Annotated in this window: 21 protein-coding genes and 1 pseudogene; 13 read left to right on the forward strand and 9 right to left on the reverse strand. The window is 33.9% G+C overall.

Going from position 1 to position 22,704, the window contains the following annotated elements:
• Positions 1–221: 221 nt before the first annotated feature.
• Complete coding sequence (locus CJ229_RS02780; protein ID WP_070622805.1) at positions 222–569, forward strand: zinc ribbon domain-containing protein YjdM; 348 nt, start codon at positions 222–224, stop codon at positions 567–569.
• Between the two features lie 62 nt (positions 570–631).
• Here CJ229_RS02780 and CJ229_RS02785 read toward each other — a convergent pair whose 3' ends face one another.
• On the reverse strand, positions 632–1,807 hold the full coding sequence (locus CJ229_RS02785) for a Fic family protein (RefSeq protein ID WP_317846615.1): 1,176 nt from the start codon (positions 1,805–1,807) through the stop codon (positions 632–634).
• Between the two features lie 207 nt (positions 1,808–2,014).
• Between CJ229_RS02785 and CJ229_RS02790 the strand changes: the two genes are divergently transcribed.
• The 7 genes and pseudogenes from CJ229_RS02790 to CJ229_RS02820 all read left to right on the forward strand — a co-directional run bounded on the left by CJ229_RS02790 (position 2,015) and on the right by CJ229_RS02820 (position 7,193).
• Positions 2,015–2,452: an SACOL1771 family peroxiredoxin gene (locus CJ229_RS02790; RefSeq protein WP_068128940.1), complete on the forward strand. Its 438-nt coding sequence runs from the start codon at positions 2,015–2,017 to the stop codon at positions 2,450–2,452.
• 59 nt (positions 2,453–2,511) lie between these two features.
• Positions 2,512–3,051 carry a hypothetical protein gene (locus tag CJ229_RS02795; protein ID WP_102167447.1) on the forward strand — a complete coding sequence of 180 codons (540 nt, stop codon included), beginning with the start codon at positions 2,512–2,514 and terminating at the stop codon, positions 3,049–3,051.
• Positions 3,052–3,120: 69 nt separating this feature from the next.
• Positions 3,121–3,663, forward strand: coding sequence for a helix-turn-helix domain-containing protein (locus tag CJ229_RS02800; protein WP_317846616.1), 543 nt, complete (start codon positions 3,121–3,123; stop codon positions 3,661–3,663).
• A pseudogene (locus tag CJ229_RS02805) lies at positions 3,630–4,535 on the forward strand (IS3 family transposase); the annotation flags it as partial. The gene CJ229_RS02800 and the pseudogene CJ229_RS02805, both read left to right, overlap by 34 nt.
• Before the next feature lie 595 nt (positions 4,536–5,130).
• On the forward strand, positions 5,131–6,360 hold the full coding sequence (locus CJ229_RS02810) for an ABC transporter permease (protein ID WP_102167370.1): 1,230 nt from the start codon (positions 5,131–5,133) through the stop codon (positions 6,358–6,360).
• Positions 6,357–7,019: an ABC transporter ATP-binding protein gene (locus CJ229_RS02815; protein ID WP_102167371.1), complete on the forward strand. Its 663-nt coding sequence runs from the start codon at positions 6,357–6,359 to the stop codon at positions 7,017–7,019. The genes CJ229_RS02810 and CJ229_RS02815 overlap by 4 nt, the downstream gene beginning before the upstream one ends.
• Positions 7,020–7,022: 3 nt before the next feature.
• The gene (locus CJ229_RS02820; protein WP_168161300.1) at positions 7,023–7,193 is read left to right on the forward strand and encodes a hypothetical protein; all 171 of its coding nucleotides are present in this window, start codon (positions 7,023–7,025) and stop codon (positions 7,191–7,193) included.
• 24 nt (positions 7,194–7,217) lie between these two features.
• On the opposite strand, the gene CJ229_RS02825 is transcribed toward CJ229_RS02820, so the two are convergent.
• Genes CJ229_RS02825 through CJ229_RS02835 form a run of 3 tightly spaced genes read right to left on the reverse strand, consistent with a single transcriptional unit; the run spans position 7,218 to position 9,281 of the window.
• Complete coding sequence (locus CJ229_RS02825; RefSeq protein ID WP_070622809.1) at positions 7,218–7,841, reverse strand: hypothetical protein; 624 nt, start codon at positions 7,839–7,841, stop codon at positions 7,218–7,220.
• A gap of 11 nt (positions 7,842–7,852) precedes the next feature.
• On the reverse strand, positions 7,853–8,140 hold the full coding sequence (locus tag CJ229_RS02830) for a hypothetical protein (protein WP_145998141.1): 288 nt from the start codon (positions 8,138–8,140) through the stop codon (positions 7,853–7,855).
• Position 8,141: 1 nt separating this feature from the next.
• Positions 8,142–9,281 carry an MFS transporter gene (locus CJ229_RS02835; RefSeq protein ID WP_102167372.1) on the reverse strand — a complete coding sequence of 380 codons (1,140 nt, stop codon included), beginning with the start codon at positions 9,279–9,281 and terminating at the stop codon, positions 8,142–8,144.
• Positions 9,282–9,449: 168 nt separating this feature from the next.
• On the opposite strand from CJ229_RS02835, the gene CJ229_RS02840 reads away from it, so the two are divergent.
• Positions 9,450–10,790, forward strand: a complete 1,341-nt coding sequence (locus CJ229_RS02840) for a YjiH family protein (protein ID WP_068130865.1) — start codon at positions 9,450–9,452, stop codon at positions 10,788–10,790.
• A 19-nt stretch (positions 10,791–10,809) separates the two neighbouring features.
• Here the strand turns inward: CJ229_RS02840 and CJ229_RS02845 are convergent, their stop codons facing one another.
• Together CJ229_RS02845 and tyrS are read right to left on the reverse strand one after the other, a co-directional pair.
• Positions 10,810–11,841 (reverse strand): cytochrome P450, encoded by a 1,032-nt coding sequence (locus tag CJ229_RS02845; RefSeq protein ID WP_102167373.1) that lies wholly within the window; start codon positions 11,839–11,841, stop codon positions 10,810–10,812.
• 1 nt (position 11,842) lies between these two features.
• Positions 11,843–13,111: a tyrosine--tRNA ligase gene (gene tyrS, locus CJ229_RS02850; RefSeq protein WP_102167445.1), complete on the reverse strand. Its 1,269-nt coding sequence runs from the start codon at positions 13,109–13,111 to the stop codon at positions 11,843–11,845.
• A gap of 308 nt (positions 13,112–13,419) precedes the next feature.
• Here tyrS and CJ229_RS02855 point away from each other — a divergent pair, with 308 nt between their 5' ends.
• The gene (locus CJ229_RS02855; RefSeq protein ID WP_070456850.1) at positions 13,420–15,984 is read left to right on the forward strand and encodes a transglycosylase domain-containing protein; all 2,565 of its coding nucleotides are present in this window, start codon (positions 13,420–13,422) and stop codon (positions 15,982–15,984) included.
• An 82-nt stretch (positions 15,985–16,066) separates the two neighbouring features.
• Here CJ229_RS02855 and CJ229_RS02860 read toward each other — a convergent pair whose 3' ends face one another.
• Both CJ229_RS02860 and acsA read right to left on the reverse strand, forming a co-directional pair.
• Positions 16,067–17,734 carry a formate--tetrahydrofolate ligase gene (locus tag CJ229_RS02860; RefSeq protein ID WP_070710098.1) on the reverse strand — a complete coding sequence of 556 codons (1,668 nt, stop codon included), beginning with the start codon at positions 17,732–17,734 and terminating at the stop codon, positions 16,067–16,069.
• Positions 17,735–17,897: 163 nt separating this feature from the next.
• Complete coding sequence (acsA, locus tag CJ229_RS02865; protein WP_102167374.1) at positions 17,898–19,613, reverse strand: acetate--CoA ligase; 1,716 nt, start codon at positions 19,611–19,613, stop codon at positions 17,898–17,900.
• Between the two features lie 181 nt (positions 19,614–19,794).
• On the opposite strand from acsA, the gene CJ229_RS02870 reads away from it, so the two are divergent.
• The 3 genes from CJ229_RS02870 to CJ229_RS02880 are packed head-to-tail and all read left to right on the forward strand — an operon-like array spanning position 19,795 to position 22,218.
• Positions 19,795–20,427: a GNAT family N-acetyltransferase gene (locus tag CJ229_RS02870; protein WP_419181880.1), complete on the forward strand. Its 633-nt coding sequence runs from the start codon at positions 19,795–19,797 to the stop codon at positions 20,425–20,427.
• Between the two features lie 11 nt (positions 20,428–20,438).
• A complete protein-coding gene (locus tag CJ229_RS02875) occupies positions 20,439–21,071 on the forward strand; it encodes a CBS and ACT domain-containing protein (protein WP_068130884.1) in 633 nt (210 codons plus the stop codon).
• A 4-nt stretch (positions 21,072–21,075) separates the two neighbouring features.
• Positions 21,076–22,218, forward strand: coding sequence for an acetoin utilization protein AcuC (locus CJ229_RS02880; RefSeq protein WP_317846617.1), 1,143 nt, complete (start codon positions 21,076–21,078; stop codon positions 22,216–22,218).
• Positions 22,219–22,265: 47 nt separating this feature from the next.
• Here CJ229_RS02880 and CJ229_RS02885 read toward each other — a convergent pair whose 3' ends face one another.
• Positions 22,266–22,679 (reverse strand): AzlC family ABC transporter permease, encoded by a 414-nt coding sequence (locus CJ229_RS02885; RefSeq protein WP_102167377.1) that lies wholly within the window; start codon positions 22,677–22,679, stop codon positions 22,266–22,268.
• Between the last annotated feature and the right edge of the window lie 25 nt (positions 22,680–22,704).

A 22,704-nucleotide genomic window follows, 5' to 3' on the forward strand; every position in this document is an offset into this window, starting at 1 on the left:
TCAAATGCTCAAAATATAATCTCTAGCCTTAATAGAATTTCAGTAAAATAATCATCTATCACATTCTAATTATAGACTATTAAACATTTAAAGCATATTTGTACACGCTCCTTGCCTTCTTATAGTTTCTCACCTATTATAGAATCTAACAAAAGCGTTTTATTAAAAGTAAATTGATAAAAAAACAAAGTATGAAAACTTAATTTTTAGGAGGATTTTTAATGAGTACAACATTACCTGCTTGTCCAAGTTGTAATCAGGAGTATACATATGAGGATGGTCAATTGTATATTTGTCCGATGTGCGGTCACGAGTGGACGAAGGATTCTCAACTTGAGTTTGAGGAATCTCAACTCGTTCGTGATGCTCATGGAACGGTTTTAAACGATGGTGATTCAATCACTGTGATTAAAGATCTAAAAGTTAAAGGTTCTTCTGATTCAATTAAAAAAGGAACAAATATTAAGAGTATTAGACTAATAGAACCTGAGGATGGACATGATATTGAATGTAAGATTCCTGGCTTTGGTCAGATGAAGCTAAAATCAGAATTTGTAAAGAAGATATAAATTTAAAGTATAAATATTAATTAAACGTCGGTTCATATGAATAACCATATGTACCGACGCTTTTAATATGACAATAATCTTTCGATAAAACTGTCTTTTATTTCATAAACGACTGGGTTACCTTTTAACTTATCGAGCTTATCCAAATGTTTTTTTAGAATTTTATCTACTTTTTGTCTGCTAAACGGCACCTCTTCTACTAATTTCTTCACCGATATTCTAGAGTAATGACTACCAAACACTTTATCTTCTAATAATTTTTTTATTACGATAAATTCATCGTCCAATAAATTTTCATTTTTAAGATTTTCTACTAAAAGCGATAGCTTTTGTTCGTTATCTTCAAAATCTTTAATTGCACTTTCTTGGCCTTCAATAATAAGTTTTAACATCGTGTCTATAAATAAAGTCAATTCACCTTTATTATGGAAGTTTGTTGCTTTTTCAAATGACTTATCATATTTCCCTTTATTTCTATTTATAGTATAGGAAAAAGTAAATGCAGTTATGATATCTAGGTAAGCGCTCAATTCCTTCGCAAGTATATACCTTCCAAGTCTTCCATTACCATCATAAAATGGATGTAAGTACTCAAACATAAAATGAGTAGAAACTATTTTTAATAACTGTGGTGCCTTATAGTATTTATTAAATTGTATAATATCTTTTAAAAACAAATTAATTTCCGCTTCATTAAACTCGTTTCTATGTGTCCATCTATTTGTTGATTTGTCATATATCCCTACCCCAGATGTTCTAAAAAGTTCTCCATCTGGTAACTCCTCAGGATCTATTTCATTAATTAAAAGTTTGTCATATGCAGTTCTAAAATCTTTAACATTTTCGAATCTTTCACCATTCACCTTTTGTAGCGATGTATATTGCTTAACTAGTCCTAAAAATTTCTTGTTTTTCTTATTAACATCCACACTATAAATCGCATCTGCAATATCTTCTTTTGTACTACGTATATTTTCTTTTTCATTTGTACTTTGTAACTCATTAATAATTAATTTTGTTATATACGCTTTCTTTGCTGTTTCTGGTTGCTCATTTAAAAGAAAGTTTATTTTATTAGAGTTTAAGAGTATTGTTTCTGTACTTTCAAATATCGTTTTAGTTATTGAAAAGAATACTGGATATGATACATCAAGTTTTTGACGTTGATTCTTGAATTGGATGTATATTAATATCTGTTCTGTATGAACCGTAATGATTGAATCTATTTGTGTATTCATTTTCCCATTCTTGTGTTCCAGACATGTGAAATACCGTTTTTAAATCTTTATACTTCATCTTTTACTCACCCACTTTATAAAAAATGTAGTTTTTATCAAATATACTATAAAATATATATTAATATATCATAAAATAACTGTTTTCTATAGTTTTGTGTTTCAAAATGATACACTTACTTATATCAATTTAATAATTCAGGTGATTCTATGATTACACATGATTTTACAGTTCAAACACTTTGGAATAATGGAAGAAATTCTACAGGAGAGTTTAAAGCGGATCATTTAAATGGAAATATCTCAATACCAAGTTCACTTGGTGGGCCCGGTAATGCTTCAAATCCAGATGAGTTGTTAGTTGCGGCCGCTTCAAGTTGCTATATTATTAGTCTGTCTGCAGCGTTAGAGCGTGCGAGATTTACTGACGTTACGATTGAACTAACATCTATCGGTACCGCTTCTTTAAGTGATGATGAACAATTTAAAATGGAAAAAATTACCCACCGCCCGACTATTTCAGTTAATGAAACTGATAAACTTCATAAACGCATCGATCGTCTAATTGAAATCGCAGATCGAAATTGTATGGTTTCTAAAGCGATTCGAGGTAATGTTGAAATTATTATTGAGCCAATTATTAATTAACGTTGCGGTTTCTAGATACTTCAACTAAAATTTAACTAATACTCTTTTTAGGTGATGTTATGAACACGTACTTAATATTATCGATTATATTTGCTGTAATCACGCTGTACTTTTTTACGGTAACTGTAAAAAAGTCACTCCACGAACGTACTGCGATGTGGGCAGGATTTACAGTAGTTAGCTTAGTCATTACAACAATCGTTATCGGGTTATATCAACAAGAGCGGTTATATTATAACCCAAAGGAAATTCCAGATAACGTGATGAGTCAACAAATACAAGACGTTGTACATGCATATAATTTACAAGATGACTATTATGAAGCGGATATTCCAAAGTTTAAAAAAGGAGAATATCGTCCAAATACTCCTTTGAAGTTCTCTAACTACAAAGTGACGAACATTGTGAAAAAACCAAGAGGACAATATATTACGATTGAAAAGGACAATAATTCCGTCGTTATTTATGACCCAGTAGGAAAAAGAAACATTAAACTCGAACAACAATACACATTTATTGGATCACCAAGTTTGTCGTATCCATTCGTAGTAAAACTACATTACAATAAAGAAGAAAATTCAAAGTTTAAACTTTTTTAACACTCTCAAAATGCTTGAGCTGCACCCCTAAAGTTGGACACTAAAATCCAACTTTAGGGGTGTTTTTGTATGAAGTATAAAAAGCATAGCTTTGAATTTAAGGTAAAAGTAGTTAATGAATATTTAAATGAAGCAGGAGGATATAAGTTTTTAGGTGAAAAGCATAATGTGGATAGATTGCTTGTTCAAACATGGGTAAAACAATACAACACATATGGCTATCAGGGCCTCACTAAATCTCTAAGTAATACTCAATATACTAGTGAATTTAAGTTAGCTGTTTTAAAATATAGAGAAGAAAATCAATTGTCCTATAGAGAAACAGCGGAACACTTTGGTATCAAGCATTTTTCAACAATCGCTAACTGGAATCGCAAGATTCAAGAAGGTGGCCCAGCTGCTCTAGAGGGCAAACAAGGGAGACCAATAAAACATATGCCTAATAAAGAACATAACCAAAAACAATTATCGAAGAGTGAACCACTGAATGAAACAGAACGCGAAGAGTTAGAACGTCTAAGAGAAGAACTAAGAATGAAAGAACTGGAAAATATCATTCTAAAAAAGTTAAACGCCTTACCGACAGATCCAACAGACAAAAAACGAAAGTAGCGCTTGAGGTAAGGCAAGAAACGACTTATACACTAAAAGAGATTTTAACAGTGTTGAAGCTACCAAAGTCTGTATATTACTACTGGATAAAACATATGGATGATCAGGAACAGAAAGATCAATGGCTAGTAGAAAAAATTAAAGAAATTGTATCAAAACATAAAGGTAGATATGGTTACAGAAGAATCAAAGCAATACTCGAGCACAGAGAACAAATTGTGGTGAATCATAAGCGTTTATTACGCATTATGAAAACCTATAATTTACTGTGTCAAAAATTCAAAAATAAATCGAGAACACGTTACAGTTCATATAAAGGACAAGTTGGAAAAGTCGCTCCAAATAAGGTAAAGCGTAACTTTAAGCCGAAAACATTTAATCAACTATGGGTCACAGATGTCACAGAGTTTGCGTTACCTATCAAAGGCAAGAAACTATATTTATCAACGATTATGGATTGTTATAACTCTGAAGTGATTGCCTATCAATTAAGTCGTTCACCAAACCTAGCAATCGCTATAAATCCTTTAAATAAAGCACTTGAGGAACACCAACACAATCTAAACCAATTAGTTGTTCACTCGGATCAAGGATTTCATTATCAGCATAGTAGTTGGGGAAATACCATAACAGAATATGGTGCAACAATGAGTATGTCACGTAAAGGAAACTGTTTAGATAATTCACCGATGGAGAACTTCTTTGGCTTATTAAAGCAGGAAATGTTTTATGGAGAAGTATTCAAGACATATGAAGCATTAGAGATTGCAGTACATGAATATATTAGATACTATAATAAAGATAGAATTAAGCTAAAATTAAAAGGCATGTCTCCTGAAGAATTCAGGAAACATACCTTACAATCCGCTTAAGTCCAAAAGTCCAACTTTTGGGTAGCACATCAGCTATGAGAGTGTTTTTTTATAATTTATTTATATTTTATTAGCTTTTCTAAAGGAAATTAATTATAATCTAATTAATATATATAAGTTATATTGTATATATTAATTAGAAAGGAGGAATTTATCAAATGAATTTGAGCCTATTTCGTAAAAATGAAATGATTTATTTTTTTATAATGTATCTAATATGTTACATCATAAATATTTCTCTTTTAAAAATTGATTATATATTAATTGATGAAAATGAAATATTTCGTGGTTTCGCTGATCTATTTATAATATTAAGAATACCAATATCAATAATTTTTTCTTTCGTGATAGTGCTATTACATTATCAATTTTTTGTAAAAAAGAAAGTGGAAATAGTCTCAAGATTTATAGTCGGTGACACGATGCAAAATATAAGGAAAAGATTTTTATACTGTCATTCAATATTGTTAGTGGCAAGTACACTAATATCTTTTACAATCAGCTTAGTGATTGGTATCAACATCTCAGAATCGTTATTTTTATTCTTACTATTTAGTATATACATATTAATCTCTTTACAAGGGGTGAAGTTTAAGTGAAAAGGTTTATTTTCTTTGTGGATGAAATATTTATCAAGCGTCCCCTACTATTTTCGGTAATCTTTATGTTGTTCCTACTTTTGAATTCGTTTACATACTTTAGTATCAGTACTTTGATGCATGCGGAACGCGGTTCAGAAGTTTTAAATAGACTTTCGAACAACGATGTATACATAAGTAATATGAAAGTTAAAGATTTCCATAATATGGCTCCTATTTCTGAAGAAAGCGCGCAAGATTTTTATAAATATCTTATAGAAAATTATAAATTCGGAGTTAAACATGAAGGCTCCTCTGTCCTAGGTATCAAGAATGATCATAATCTTCATAATGTTCATGTGATGTATTACGATGAAAATTACTATAACACTTATCAATTTAAAATACAAAAAGGTGACGATTTATATTTTGACTTTAAACCAAATGTAGATCCTATCCCTATATTAATTGGAGAAGGATTATCTAAAACATATAATATTGGGGATATTATAGAGATACCGGAGACATACGGTGGGAATGATTTTAATGAATATGTAGTAACTGGTATTTTAGAGCGCGACAGTAGAATTTCCAATATGTATTTACCAATCACTCGTCAATATCTTAACTATTCTATTATCATGCCATTAAATGATGATATATTGACGAGTGCAGCTAGAGACATAACGATGAACGGTATTCATGATTTACTTATCTTTACGGATTCTGAAGAAGATATAAAAGCTGTTCAAGAAAAAATGAAAAATAGATTTGGAGCCCCCTTTAATTTTTATACACCTGAAGAAAACATTGATGAAGTTAATCAATATTTAAAAATCGGATTCACAATACAATTAGTTATATTCGCAATATTATTCATATTACTCACAGTATTAATATACTGGAACGCATCTATCGCAAGTCGCTTACTGAAAAAGATATTCGCTGTGAACTTTATCGTTGGACTAAGTTATAAAGAACTGAGAATCATTTTAAATACGTTCTTTATTGTGTTACTTAGTCTGAATACTATCGCATTAATTGTCGCATTAAAGCTAGTAAGCTATGAGTCATATGTCATGAAAATAGATAGCAGTATGGTTTTTGGATATTTTGGTATCTTGCCTGAGAGTTGGTTAATCATTGGTGGGATATTTATATCGAACTTACTTATATCATTTGTGTTAACAGAAATTATGGTTTATAAATTCAAAAAAATTCCATTTACTTTGGGGGTGTTCGAATGAGTCAAGTGATTGATTTAAGTTTAAAAAGAAAGATGTTTAAAAACAAAAAAACATCTATATTAAACGACTTTTCTCTTACAGTGAACGAAGGCGAAAAGGTCGCAATTATGGGTAAATCTGGTGTCGGTAAAACTTCCCTCTTAAATATTTTAGGACTAGTAGATAATGAGTATGAAGGTTCTTTAAAACTATTCAATGAAACAGTCGATAGTTTTTCAGAATCTAAAAGAGCAGCGTTGAGAAATGAAAATATCGGCTTTGTACTCCAAGAGTCATCGTTAATCGAATCGTTAAAAGTTGAAAAAAATATTAAACTCCCCCTACTATATGCGTCTAAAGAGAGACGTGTTAAAGCGGAACAATATTTCGACAAGATTTCTGATGAAATTGGTATTACGAGTGTACTCGATCACCTACCTTCTGAGTGTTCAGGTGGACAAAAAGCACGTGTCGCATTTTTACGTGGAATTATTATGAAGCCTGATATTATTTTATCCGATGAACCGACTGCATTTTTAGATGAAAAAAATAAAAATATTATATTAGATGTATTATTTGATTTAAATAAGCAGTATAACACGACACTGATCACAGTTACACACGATGAAGAAGTCGCTCTTCGTCACGACAGAGTGATATATATAGAAAATGAGGTGTAGATTATGTTTCTACCTATGGTTTTTGCTTTCCTATTTGGTATATTTTTAATCGTGTATGGCTTAGCAATGTTACGAAAAAACAAACTCGGATTCGTCATTTTGTTTATAGGATTAGTACTATTCATATGTGCACTGTATCTTTTCTGGCCAAAGCCAGTCGATGTTATAATGTAAAATGAGAGTCACTCAACGTGACTCTCATTTTTTGTAATACGTAATATATTCGTCTTCAAATTTTACACCGATATAATCTTTACCATATTGTAACATCCAATCGATATCGTCGTATTTTATTTTAATTGGTTCACCATGATATGTTAGTTCCTTTTCTAAATCTAGAAAAAGGATATGTCTTCGTTTATTACCATATTTGATTTTCGTATTCACGATTTTTAACCCTAAATTTAACGTGTTTTTTAAACTCGCTAAGTTCTTTGGCATCACTGTACCGATTAAATATTTAAACCGTTTATCTTCTCTTAACTTCTCTAACAATACGCGTCCCATTTTTAGCTGTAAATTATAACCTCGTAACGATTCATCGATAAATGTTATTTCTGAATATATCGTATCTTCTTGACTAACACCAGCGTCGTCAGCTAAATGATCCGCTTCACCTACTTTAGGTATATAAAATGCACGGAGTGCTTTTAGTTCATCATTTATAAATACTCCAACGCTGTAATCATTGCTTAGAATTTCTAACATTAAATCTCGTGGTATCGTTTCAAGCATTTCTTTATCTTCTAAATTATCGTACACTTCTTGCTGAAGTTTTAAGACGTCATCGATATGATGCTCTGTTACTTTAACTATTTCCATATGATTCACCTTCAGTTATTAAATAAATAGTTGTTTAAAAATTCGAGTGATTCGATTGGTTGACCTGTAATGTATACGTAAATGTAATACAAAATGAATACTCCTATTATTAATATAAAGAACACTGCAAAGGTTTTTATAAATCTAAATATAATTTTATAGATAACCATTAGAATCACTAAAAATATAAATATATAAATGAGGTTTGTAATTGTAAAATCAATATGATATATGTCTGTCGCATTGAGTACGAAAGTCAGTAATAACGACAATATGATGAGTACAAATATACGCTTCAAATTATTCACTTCTTTCAACTAATGTCAGCTGTGATGCAATGAATATGCCGACAACTAAAAATATTGCACTTATATATGGTAAATGTAACGGAGCGATTCGGTCAATAAATATCCCACCGATGACCGCACCAAGTCCTATTCCTAAGTTTAAACTCGACATATTCCAACTAAAGACTTTGGCTGCACTTCCTTTTACACTACTTACTAGTCCAGATTGAATCATTGGAGATGTACTCCATTCAAATACGTTAAATAAGTAAAACACGATATAAAATAAAACAGGAATATTAAAAGTAAATGGAATCGCAATTGTCATCATTAAAAATAATACGATCATCGCCATCATCGCATATTTAATTGGAAATTTATCGACTAACATTCCTCCGAGATATGTCCCAGACATACCGCCTAACCCTGCTATAAATAAGGCCAGTGATACTTGATTCAGCGTGAATCCGTTACTCGTTAATAACGGAGAAATATATCCAATAATAATAAAGTTCGCAGTGAGTATAAGTAGCGTAATCGTAATGTATAATACGACGTTCTTTTTATGCGTGATGATGTTTTTATCTTCTGTCGTAGTCGTATACGTAATATTCGGTGTTTTCGTTAATACGAGAATTGCTGTAATAATCGTGAGTACAATGATGATGAAAAACACTTCTCGCCAACCAAATATATTACCAATTAAAGTACTTATTGGAATTCCAAATACGTTTGCTGCGCTAAACCCCATATATACAAATGCGATCGTCTTTCCTTTTTTATGTGCTTCAGATAATAATGACGTTAAGTCTAAGATCTTAACGATTAAAACCGATGCCCCCATCGCCGTCACTACACGTCCGATTGCGAGCATCGTAAACGAATGACTGAGCATAAATATCACATTTCCGAATAGGAATATTAAAAATGCATAAATAAGCGTCTTCTTCTGACTGAATTTGTCTGTCAGTTGTATTAATACGGGTCCAAAAATCGCAAAAGATACAGCATACACTGTAATCAACTGTCCAGTTAAACCATAACTTATATGTAGCTCGGTACTAATCATTTCAGTAAGTCCTGAAATAATGAGTTCCATTATTCCGAGTAAAAATATCGTAAACATAAATATAGCGATGAGTAATCTATTCATTAAATCACCATTTCTAAAAATCTTATATCAATATAACACGAATTACTATTCTATATAAGCAAAGAATCGTATATAATAATGTAAGCGATTTAAAAATAAAAATATATGATATGTACTTTATTTTTAGTTAATATTCTGTATAATTATGAGAGTAAAGAGGTGTTTTATATGTATTCAGTTAAGAACAATTTAAAATTCATTCTCCCATCTTTAATTGGTATTTTTATATTCATCTTTCCAATTAAAAATGAGGCTGGGGAAATTACCGTACCCGTTGCATATATTGCAAACAAAATTTTAGAATTCATCGGATTATTCGGTGAGAATGCGATTAGTTATATCGTCGCATCGATTATGGTAATATCCGCCCTACTTTCTTTATTATTTACATACGTCGTTAAATCTGACAATGCATTATTAAACCAATTGTTTAAGCAATCAATAGGATGGATCATCGTTCGTGTATTAGGTGCTGTGTTTGGTGTATTCGTACTCTTCAACATTGGACCGATTCAAATCACGTCTGAAGATACAGGTGGAACTGTATTTTATGACTTATTACCGACATTATTTGCGGTATTTTTAATCGCTGGATTTTTACTTCCGTTACTTTTAAACTACGGTTTACTAGAGTTTGTCGGAACATTATTTAGAAAGTTTATGCGCCCTGTATTCACTTTACCTGGACGCTCTACAGTTGATAACCTAGCATCTTGGGTTGGAGACGGTACAATCGGGGTTTTATTAACGAGTAAACAATATGAAGCAGGATTTTATACGAAACGTGAAGCAACAGTCATTGCGACGATGTTCTCTGTCGTATCGATTACGTTTACGATCGTTATATTAGATTATCTAAACATGCTGAACTATTTCGTTCCGTTTTATGCGACTGTAATATTCTCAGGAATCGTATGTGCGGTTGTATTACCACGTATCCCGCCTCTATCTAAAATTGATGATACGTATTATGTAGAAAACAATGAGTATAGTGAACATATACCTGAAGGTGAAACGAGTTTTTCTTGGGGGTATAAACAAGCATTAGAAAAAGCAGAAGGTGCAGATGGAGCATTAGGCGTCGTAAAAGATGGCTATAAAACAGTTCTCGATATGTGGATCGCTGTATTACCTGTTGTAATGGCGGTCGGTACACTCGGTACAGTACTTGCGGAATTTACACCTATATTTAGTATTATCGGTGCACCGTTCGTACCGATTTTAGAAACGATTGGTATTCCAGATGCAAAAGCTGTATCTGAAACGCTATTTATCGGATTTACAGATATGTTTTTACCAACATTAGTAATCGGTAGTGAAGTTTCAGAAATGGCAAGATTTATTGTCGGTGCGTTAAGTATTACTCAGCTTCTATACTTATCAGAAGTTGGTGGAGTTATTTTAGGATCTAAAATTCCACTTGGCGTTGGAAAAATGTTTGTCATTTTCTTAATGCGTACTGCAATTTCACTTCCAATCATCATCTCAGTTGCATTACTTTTATTCTAAACATAAAGAGACTTCCAAACTATGGAAGTCTCTTTTCTATATCTAAAATTGTAAGTTCATTAAAACTAAACGTTCTCGACCATTTATATTCTTTAATTGTATAGTCCTTCAAAACGTCTAACTGTTTATAAAGTCTTTCTAAACCGAGCGTCACAATTACTACACCAAGACAATAATGAATCCCGTGACCAAATGTCAGACCATAACGATTCATATCTGTATTTATGTTTTGAATCATCAGTAATACGTGCTGGTCTTCTTTTATTATGACATCGTGATACTTCGTATCGTTTACACACACTCTACGAATGTACGGAAACGGTGGATATTCTCTTAATACGTCTTTTACTTTAAAGGTCATGTCTTTATTATTTAACGTATGATATATAAGTGCATTCACACTACTTAAAAACGGTCGGTGTCCGTCGATAATCATATTTAATAATATATCTATGACTTCCATTGTTTGTCCCGCTTCTTCAAGCAATTTCGATACAAAACCATTTGGATCGAGTTTCTTTTTATTTATAAGATCGATTAAGTAGTTACGTGTTTTATGAATCGATTTTACAATCTCGTCCCCATCTTGATTATCCAACATAATATAATCGATTAACGGAACGCCTATATCGAGTAGATTTTTATAATCCATTTTTGATATGCCGTAAAACCTTGGTAAATAACTATATAAAAATGGAACGGATATATCATTAACTACATTAATCTGTTCTTTTGTTAAAGATAAATGACTCGCGTCGACACTTGATTTTGATAGTCGAGCGATCGACTGATTTAACGCACGTTGTACCGAACGCTTCATATTTGTGTGATCGATACCTTCTTTTTGATACATCAGCCAGTGATTATAAAATTCTTTCATAACATCTTTATTATATTGTGATGTATGAATCGATTCTATTTGCTTACTTTTTCTAAACGCAGTAAATGACGGATTTTTTAAAATATCTTTGGCAATTACTGCATCGTTTATAATCCATGCGTTTAACTCATGATCAAAATATATGTCTTCTTTTCGATGATTATGTTTCATATTACTCAAAGTATACGACTGTATACTTTTTCTTACCGCGTCTAAATACGATTAAATCCCCTTCTAAAAAGTCTTTAGAAGTCACTGTGTAATCCACGTCTTGTTCACGCTCACCATTTATATAAATTGCACCGTTTTTAATATCCTCACGTGCCTGGCGACGGCTCGGTGAAATTTTAGCGTCGACGAGTAAATTCACAAGTGGATGTTCCGTGTTTTCTACTGTCGCTTGCGGTGCGTTTTTCATCGCGTCTTTTAGTTCTTTACCAGATAACTCTTTAATGTTTCCACTAAATAACGCTTCAGTGATACGTAACGCTTCTTCTAATGCTGCTTCATCGTGAATAATTTTGATCATCTCTTCAGCGAGTGCACGCTGTGCTTTACGTAAATGAGGTTCAATTTTAACACTCTCTTCAAGCGCTTCGATTTCTTCTTTTGATAAGAATGTAAATACTTTTAAGAAATGAATGACATCTTCATCATTTTGGTTAAACCAGAACTGATAAAATTCATAAGGTGACGTTTTTTCAGCATCTAGCCAGATGTTTCCACCTTCAGATTTACCGAACTTAGAACCATCAGATTTTGTCACTAATGGGATCGTTAAACCTTCAGCATCCGTAATGCCTTCAATACGACGCATTAAGTCAATACCTGAAACGATATTCCCCCACTGGTCAGAGCCACCGACTTGGATTTTAACGTTATATGTCTGTCTTAAATGTAAAAAGTCGATTGCTTGAATTATGTTGTACGTAAACTCCGTAAACGAAATTCCCGTTTCTAAACGTGACTGAATCGCATCTTTAGCGAGTAAGTAGTTGACACCGACGTGTTTACCGTAATCTCTTAAGAAAGAAATTAAACTAATATCCTTTAACCAGTCGTAATTGTTTACTAAAATTGCATCTGTTTCTTTACCACTATCAAAATTAAAAATACGACGCAGTTGCGCTTCAATACCTGCGATGTTTTTGTTTAAATCATCTTCAGAAATTAAATCACGTTCTGATGCTTTAAAAGATGGGTCTCCAACGCGACCTGTTCCTCCACCGACGAGTACGACTGGGCGATGTCCATATTGCTGAAATCTTTTTAATACTAAAAATGGTACTAAATGCCCAATGTGTAAACTATCTGCTGTTGGATCCGTTCCACAGTATAATGAAACTGTTTCGTTTTCTACTAACTTTTCAATGTTTTCTTCATTTGTCACTTGGTATAATAACCCACGCCATTTTAAATCTTGAATTAATTCACTCATTATATTCTCTCCTTTGTATATAAAAAACACCCATACATCACTGTATGGGTGCTGAACACGGTACCACCATAAATTTTACTCTAATAGATGAAGCTCTCGCTTTGAAATATTTACGTAAGTGTATTCGTTTTAAGTCACTGATGTGTTCTCACCACCCACACATTCTCTGAACAGTTAGCTTAAAATTACTTCTCTTACATTTCAATATATTAAGTTTTGTTACTAAATATTATAATATCAATGATTAAATAATACAATCCTTGTTAAGTATATGTCAAATTATGATATAATTCTGTCAACAGGAGGTCGTAATGAAAAAGAATAATTTTGTTAATCGCTTTAAGCAATTATTTACACGTCAAGATAAAACACACAATAAAATACAAGGTGATTCATTTAAATCACGTATTAAAAATATATCACGTCGCTTTAAAGAAACTAAACATCCGCTTAGTTTCTTGTTTAATACGACATACGATACAGTGTGGAATGTTTTACTATTTACGATACTCTCATTATCACTACTTGGAATCTTGTTATTTAGTGTAGGGCTTGGATATTTTGCAGCTCTTGTAAATAACGGTGATGATTATACGAACGAAGAAATCGAAGTTAAACTAAAAGACGTTACTGAAAGTACAAATGTATCATTTGCATCTGGTGAAAACCTCGGTACGTTAAAATCCGATTTAATTAGAGAGTCGATTAAATTTGAAGACATTCCTGAAAATGTCATCGATGCGTTAATCGTAACAGAAGACGAGAACTTCTATGAGCATAACGGTGTCGTACCGAAAGCCTTCATTCGTGCTTCTTTACAAGAAGTTATTTCGAGTGGTGAAGGTACAGGTGGTAGTACACTCACTCAGCAGCTCGTTAAAAACCAATTACTGACTAATGATCCGACGTTTAAACGTAAAGCATCTGAGTTACTGCTCGCATTTAAAGTTGAAGATTTACTCACTAAAGATGAGATCTTAACTTCATATTTAAATGCCGTTTCATTTGGCCGTAACGCAAATGGTCAAAACATCGCTGGTTTAAAAAGTGCAGCAGAAGGGATTTTTGGTAAACATCCTGAAGATTTAAACTTAGCTGAAGCTGCTTTTATTGCTGGTTTACCACAAAACCCTTATGCATACACACCGTTTAATGTGGACGGTTCGTTAAAACCAGAAGATGAACGTGAACTTGGTAAAAATCGTCAAGAGCATGTTTTAAATCGTATGTTTACTGAAGGAAAAATAACTGAAGAAGAATATAACGAAGCAATTGAATATGACTTATATGAAAATATGACAAGTTCAGTTGAAATTCCAAACCAAAAATATCCATTCTTAACTGAAGAGATTGAGCGCCGTGCAGTCGGTGTATTAAAATACATCCTAGCAGAAGCGGATGGTATTTCAAAAGAAGACTTAAATATCACACCACTCTTAAATCAAGAGTATACGCAAAAAGCAAACGATGCGTTAAGAAATAACGGATATCACATCGAAACGACAATCGACAAAAAAATATACGACACGATGCAAGATGTTAAAAACAATCAATTCTACTACTACGGTGACCGTAGTTCGTTAGATGCTATCGATATTAGTAACAACGATAAAGAAAAGATATTAAAACATGAAGTCGGTGCGATGCTTAAAAATAATAAAACTGGTGCAATTTTAGGTTTTATCGGTGGACGTGATTTTAAATCATCTGAAAACAACCACGCGACACAAACATCACGTATGTCAGGGTCTACGATGAAACCACTCGCAGTATATGGCCCAGGGGTCGATAAAGGACTTATTGCACCGGATACAGTCATTCTCGATAAATCGTTCTCGATTTATAACCCTGAAGCAGGCACAAGCTATTCTCCACAAAACTATGACCAAAAAGACTTTGGTTTACTATCAGTGAAAAATGCACTTGCGAACTCGTACAACTTATCAACATTACGTCTATGGGCGGAAGTTCGTAAACATAACCCGAGAGAATATCTTGAAAAAATGGGATTAAATATGCCAGACTCACTATTTGATGCCAATAACATCGGTATCCCTTCTCTACCTCTTGGAGTGAACAACATGACTGTAGAAGATGGAGTAAATGCATTTTCTAGTTTTGGTAATAACGGAGTGATGACGGATAGTTATATGATCGAAAAAATTACAGATCCAACTGGAAAAGTGATTTACGAACATGAAACAGTCAGTCACGACGTATGGAAAGAGTCTACTGCGTACTTAGTCACAGACATGTTAAAAGAAGTATTTAGAACAGGTTCTGCGTATCATATTAGTAGTTATTATAATCAGATTTCATCGACATATGATTGGGCAACAAAAACAGGAACATCTGAGCAATTTATCGATACGTGGATGATTGCTTACAATCCAGAAGTTACACTCGGTATATGGATGGGTTACGACAGTAATATCCCACAAGTTTACAGTACAGCAGATGATGGACACCTACCAGTTTATAATTGGCAAATGTTATCAAGTGCTCTACAAAATGTAGACAGTGAAAAAATGGGTGCTGGGAAAAAATTCAGTCGACCAAGTTCTGTTTATGAAGACACGTTTTGTGGAATGCTTATGCAAAAAGGAAACTGCGGTGAGGATAAACAAGTCACAGGGCTCGTTGCTGATCATACACAGTTTTCTACGAAATCTGGCTTAAATGATCAAAGTGTTTTAAACCGTAACGGTGCAGACTTCGATTACCAATTATCAGCTAGCGATTTACGCGGCACAGTAAGAGGAACAAACGACAATTATTACCGTATTGGCTCTGCGCCTAAAAGAATTAAAGAGGCACTTAAAAAAGGAAAAGACGATAAAGAAGACGACGAAGATGATGACAACGATGATGAATAAATAACTTATCCTCCAAGAATAATCTTGGAGGATTTTTTTGATTCAAAAAAAGACGTGTACATTAGTACACGTCTTAGATTTATTAGAATAATCCTGTTGAGTTACCTTCTGCATCAACATCCATATGGTTAGCTGATGGTACTTTTGGTAATCCTGGCATTGTCATAACGTTACCTGTTAACGCAACGACAAATCCTGCACCAGTTTTAGCAATTAACTCACGTACTGTAATTGTAAACCCTGTTGGACGACCGAGTTTTTTCTCATCGTCTGATAATGAGTACTGAGTTTTCGCCATACATACTGGGAAGTTACCCCAGCCATTTTCTTCGATTTCTTTGATTTGACGTTTTGCTTTATCTGTAAAGTTAACGCCGTCTCCACCGTATACTTCTGTAACGATTTTTTCAATCTTTTCAGGGATTGAAAGTTCAAGATCATATAGGTAGTCAAAGTTGTTTGGTGTTTCGAGTGCTTCTTTTACTTGTTTCGCTAACTCAATACCACCTTCTCCACCTTTTTCCCAAACTTGTGTAAGTGCAACTTTAACGTCACGATCTTTACACCAGTTAAGTACGAATTCACGTTCAGCATCTGTATCTGTAACGAAGTCGTTTAATGCAACGATTGGTTCAACACCGAATTTACGTGCGTTTTCAATGTGTTTCTCTAAGTTTACGATACCTGATTTTAATGCTCCAAGATTTTCTGCACCTAAATCAGTTTTCGCAACGCCACCGTTCATCTTAAGTGCGCGAATTGTTGCAACTAAAACAATTGCATCTGGTTTAAAGTTACCAAAGCGTGCTTTAATATCCATAAACTTCTCAGCACCTAAGTCAGAACCGAATCCTGCTTCTGTTACTACGATGTCTGATAATTTTCTTGCAGTGTTTGTAGCGATTAATGAGTTACAACCGTGTGCAATGTTCGCAAATGGACCACCGTGAATTAACGCAGGTGTACCTTCCATCGTTTGAACAAGGTTTGGTTTAATCGCTTCTTTAAGTAGTAGTGTTAATGCACCCTCTACTTTTAAGTCTTTAACTGTAACTGGTTTTTTATCTTTCGTATAACCAAATACGATACGGCCAAGTCTTTCTTTAAGATCCATTAAATCTGTCGCTAAGCAAAGTACTGCCATAATTTCACTTGCTACAGTAATATCAAATCCATCTTCACGTGGAACACCTGAAGTTGGTCCTCCTAAACCGATAACGACGTTACGAAGTTCACGGTCGTTAATGTCTACGACACGTTTCCACGTAATTCTTCTTTGGTCGATATTTAACTCGTTACCTTGGTGAATGTGGTTGTCGATTAACGCTGAAAGCGTATTGTTTGCTGACGTAATCGCGTGTAAGTCACCGTTAAAGTGAAGGTTGATTTCTTCCATCGGTAACACTTGAGCGTGTCCACCACCAGTAGCTCCACCTTTAATACCCATTACTGGCCCAAGTGATGGTTCACGCAATGCAACCATAACCTTTTCACCTAGTTTATTGAATGCATCTGCTAGTCCAACAGTAACAGTTGATTTACCTTCACCAGCTGGTGTAGGGTTCATAGCTGTTACGAGTACTAGTTTTGAATCCTCTTCATTTCCAACGAGATTTTTGATGTCTACTTTTGCTTTATACTTACCATGAAGTTCTAATGCATCTTCAGGAATACCTGCTTTTTGAGCAATTTCTTCAATTGGTTGTAATGTTGCTTTAGCAGCAATCTCTTGGTCTGTTAAATGTGCCATTCTTTTACATCTCCCAACAAGAATATTTTTTTAAGATTTAACTCAATCTTTCTAATGATTATTATTACATAAAATTCACTTATGTGCCATCACTAACATTTCTTTACAAATTACGGGTGAACTATCCATAACAAAAGCAGCAGAATTTGCTGCTGCTTTAATATTAATCGTCATCCATACTTGATAAGTCTCCAGCGTCTAAGTTTAACTCCCACGCTTTTAATACACGTCTCATAATTTTACCACTACGAGTTTTTGGTAACTTGTCTTTAAATTCAATTTCACGTGGTGCTGCATGTGCTGCGAGACCAAGTTTTACGAAGTTACGAATTTCCTCTTTTAACTCGTCCGTCGGTTCATAACCTTCACGTAATGCGATAAATGCTTTAACGATTTCACCACGTACTGGATCTGGTTTACCGATAACTCCAGCCTCTTCTACCGCTTCATGTTCAACGAGTTTAGATTCAATTTCAAACGGTCCAACTCTTTCCCCAGCTGTCATAATGACGTCGTCTACACGTCCTTGGAAGAAGAAGTACCCGTCCTCATCTATAAATGCTGAGTCACCTGAAACGTACCAATCTCCAATAAAGTACGATTTATACTTCTCGTGGTTATTCCAAATATCGCGCATCATCGATGGCCAAGGTGCTTTCATTGCTAAGTTACCCATACGGTTTGGCGGTAAGACTTCACCGTTGTCGTCAATGATTGCCGCTTCTACACCTGGTAATGGTTTACCCATAGATCCAGCTTTTATATCCATTGAGGGGAAGTTAACGATCATATGTGCTCCTGTTTCAGTCATCCACCACGTATCGTGAATTCTTAAGTTGAACACTTTATCTCCCCATTTAATGACTTCTGGATTCAGTGGTTCACCAACAGATAGTAAATGTCTTAAATGGCTAAGGTCGTAATTTTTTATAACTTCGTCTCCAGCTCCCATTAACATACGGAATGCTGTCGGTGCTGAATACCAAATTGTCACTTTTAACTCTTCAAGTGCTGAATACCATGCATCTGGTGAGAAACGTCCTCCGACGATAACGTTTGTCGCGCGGTTTAACCACGGTCCAAAAATACCATAACTCGTTCCAGTTACCCATCCTGGGTCAGCTGTACACCAGTATACATCGTCTTCTTTAATATCCGTCACATATTTCGCTGAAATATATTGTTGAACCATCACATTATGAACGTGGTATACACCTTTTGGTGAGCCAGTTGAACCACTCGTATAATGTAAAATCAATCCGTCCTCTAAATCTACCCATTCGATGTCACATTCATCTGATGCTTCGTCAAATAACTGTTTAAAATCTAAGAGTTTTTCATCTTCACTAACGTCTTCTCCGACGACAAATACGTGTTTTAGTGTATCGATCTCTTTATAAGGTACTCTCTCTAATAAATCAGAAGTCGTAATTAAATAATTCGCTTCTGAGTCTTCTAATCGGTCAACAACAGCCTTTTCCATAAATGCTTCAAATAATGGTCCAACAATCGCACCAAGTTTCACTGCACCGAGTAATACAAAATATAATTCAGGCGATCTTGGCATAAAGATAAATACTCGGTCCCCTTTTTTTACTTCTTTATCTTTTAACATATTAGCTGCTTTGTTTGATTTTTCTTTCATCTCTTTAAAAGTAAATGATGAAACGCCAGAATCGTCTTTATAGTGTAATGCTACTTTGTTACCATATCCTTCATCAACGTGACGATCAATTGCTTCATATGCGATGTTTACTTTGTTAGTTTCATACCATGTAAAATGTTTTTTTACTTCTTCCCACGAAAAGTTTTTAACTGTTTCTTCGTAAGGTCCCATATTCGAACTTTTATCTACAGATTTATAGATTTCGTAATTCATTACATTCACTCCTAAAATTTAAGTAAAACGCTTTCTTTTGACGTTACTTATAATCTTATCTGTTATTTTTAGGAATTTCAACGGTTTCGTTCGAATTTTCAATCGCATTTAGACATAAATATAAAAATGATTCATGTATAATATAAATAACTAGACATATATTGTGATTTGAGGTGATATGTTGGAGCATATAAAAAATTATTTTAAAATGGAATACGAAAAAAATAGCCAAACAATTATAATCGAAGGACCTGTAAGTGAAGAAACACTAAACACGTATACTTTTGACGAACACTTAAATGCATTTAGAAGACCTAATGATCAGTTTGAAGCATTAAAAGAAATCGCAAGTTTAGAAGAAGGTCGTATCATCGTTGCGCGTGTAGATAATAATATTATCGGTTACGTTACGTTTCATAGACCTGATGAGTTTGAAAGATGGAGTGAAGGTAACCACCCTTTTATATTAGAACTCGGTGCAGTTGAAGTTTCTGATTCATACCGAAATTTAAGAATTGGCCAAAACATGCTGAAATTGTCGATGATGGATGAGTATATGGAAAATTATATCGTTTTAACGACGGAATATTATTGGCACTGGGATTTAAAAGGAACAGGATTAGACGTCTACGACTATAAACAATTAATGATTAATTTAATGGCCGTTGTAGGATTTGAAGTATATATGACAAACGACCCTGAAATTACAAGTCATCCTGCGAATACTTTAATGGCAAGAGTTGGAAAACATATTACGACCGAGCAACAACTTATATTTGATGAGATTCGATTTAAACACCGATACTTTTTTTAAGGAGGATATGTATGTTAGTTAGCCGAATTATGACGAGAGATGTGAAAACGCTCTCTCCGAAGGATACAATCAATGATGCTTTAAATTTAATAAACGAACACCACATTCGACATATTCCAATCGTTGAAAATGAAGAAGTCGTCGGATTAGTGACGGATAAAGATATCAATCTCGCACTACCTTCGATTTTAAATACTCATAGTGAAACGACTATCCACCATCCACTAGAAGATATTATGAAAACACGTGTCATGTTTACGAGTCCAAGAGATTTCGTAGAAGAACTCGCAGTCGACTTTTTAGAATTCGACGTCGGTGCGATTTGTGTAATCCAATCAAAAAAACTCGTTGGAATTATTACACAAACAGATATTATGGAAGCATTTATCGAAATCACTGGTATGAAAATACCTGGCTCAATTATCGAAATTGATGTACTCGACCGTCCAGGAATCGTCTATGATATCGGTAAAATACTATATGATTTAAATATTGTTGCTGTATCCATCACAATATTTGATAATACTGAAAAAGAAGGCCATAAATTTGTCGTCATAAAAATTAACGCTATGAATCCGATGTTTGTTATAAACAAACTCGAAGAAATGGGATATGACGTCGTCGACCCATTAAATAGAGGTTAAAAAGATGCGTGCACTTTATGTGTATGATGATGAGTTACTTAAATATCGCTTTAATGATACACACCCATTTAATCAGATGCGCTTAAAGATGACGACAGATTTATTAAAAGCGGCTCAATTTTTAAGCGATGAAGAAATTGTAACTCCACGCGTCGCAACTGAAGAAGAAATTTTACTCGTTCATACAAAAGACTATGTCGATGCTGTTAAACGTGCAGGACATAACAACATTACAAAAAGAGAACTTGCAAACTATGGTTTAAATACTGAAGACACCTCTCAATTTGAAAATATGCATGAGAAATGTAGCATGCTTGTCGGTGCGAGTTTAACTGGTGCAGATTTAATAATGGAAGGTAAAGCAGATAAAGTTGCCTCACTCGGAGGTGGACTTCACCACGGTTTTACTGGTAAAGCGAGTGGATTTTGTGTATATAACGATGCGGCGATTGTATGCCAATATTTAAAAGAAAAATACAATGAACGTGTTCTTTATATAGATACTGATGCACATCATGGAGACGGTGTACAGTTTACGTTTTACGATTCAAATGAAATTATGACTTACTCTATTCATGAAACAGGTCGGTATTTATTTCCTGGTACTGGCTTAGTAACTGAACGCGGTACTGGTCAAGGATTTGGGTATAGCGTGAACTTACCAGTCGATGCGTTTACAGAAGACGATTCATTTTTAGACGTTTTTAAACAGAGTATCGAGATTGCAGCTAAATCATTTAAACCGACGATTATCGTACATGTGAACGGTGTAGATGCGCACTATCGTGATCCGATGACACATTTATGTTTAACATCAAGAGCTTACGAAGAGATTCCTAAGATCGTTAATGAAATTGCTGATCAATATGCAAATGGTAAACTACTCGCTCTAGGAGGCGGTGGTTATAACATTTGGCAAGTCGTCCCTAGAATGTGGGCGTATGTTTGGCTTGGGATAAAAGGGATTGAACCTCCAACTGGCACATTACCCGAATCATTTATAAACGAGTACAAACCATTATCACAACTTCCATTCCCTACAGAGTGGCAAGATAACTTAGATGATTATACGAATATCCCTAGACAATCTGAAATTACTGAAAGAAATCAAATGGTTCTTGATAGAATTAAAATGTACTTGGAATAACAAAATTGCCCCGTTATATTAAATAATATAACGGGGCAATTTTTAAGTTACATAATAAACATTAATAAATATATAAAGAAAACTGAAAGAACAACTACAAAAAATAACGGTACACGAAAGATACCTAATATAGCGGCAAAAATCCCTCCAAGTATTCCTTCGATCGGACTCTCTACTGCATATAGTATTCCTGGAAAAATTAAAACACCTAAAGCAGCGATTGGAATATAATTTAAAAATGTAATAAATATAGCGATAATAATCGTGATATAACTACTATCTTCTAACATTTGTAACGTTAAAAATTGCCCTGCACCTGCGTAGTTTAAACCACTCATTAATGTTGTAGACAGTAAATCAATGAGTGGTTTTGCTGTAATACCAAAAGCCATCGCAACTGGTAAATATCCAAAACCAATTGCTATACCGTCAGAAAAAGATCGCTTATATACTTCACTCAAAAACCACCACTCCTTTTAAAAACAA

Origin of the sequence: Nosocomiicoccus massiliensis (genome assembly GCF_002871345.2) — a bacterium.
Lineage (GTDB): Bacteria > Bacillota > Bacilli > Staphylococcales > Salinicoccaceae > Nosocomiicoccus > Nosocomiicoccus ampullae_A.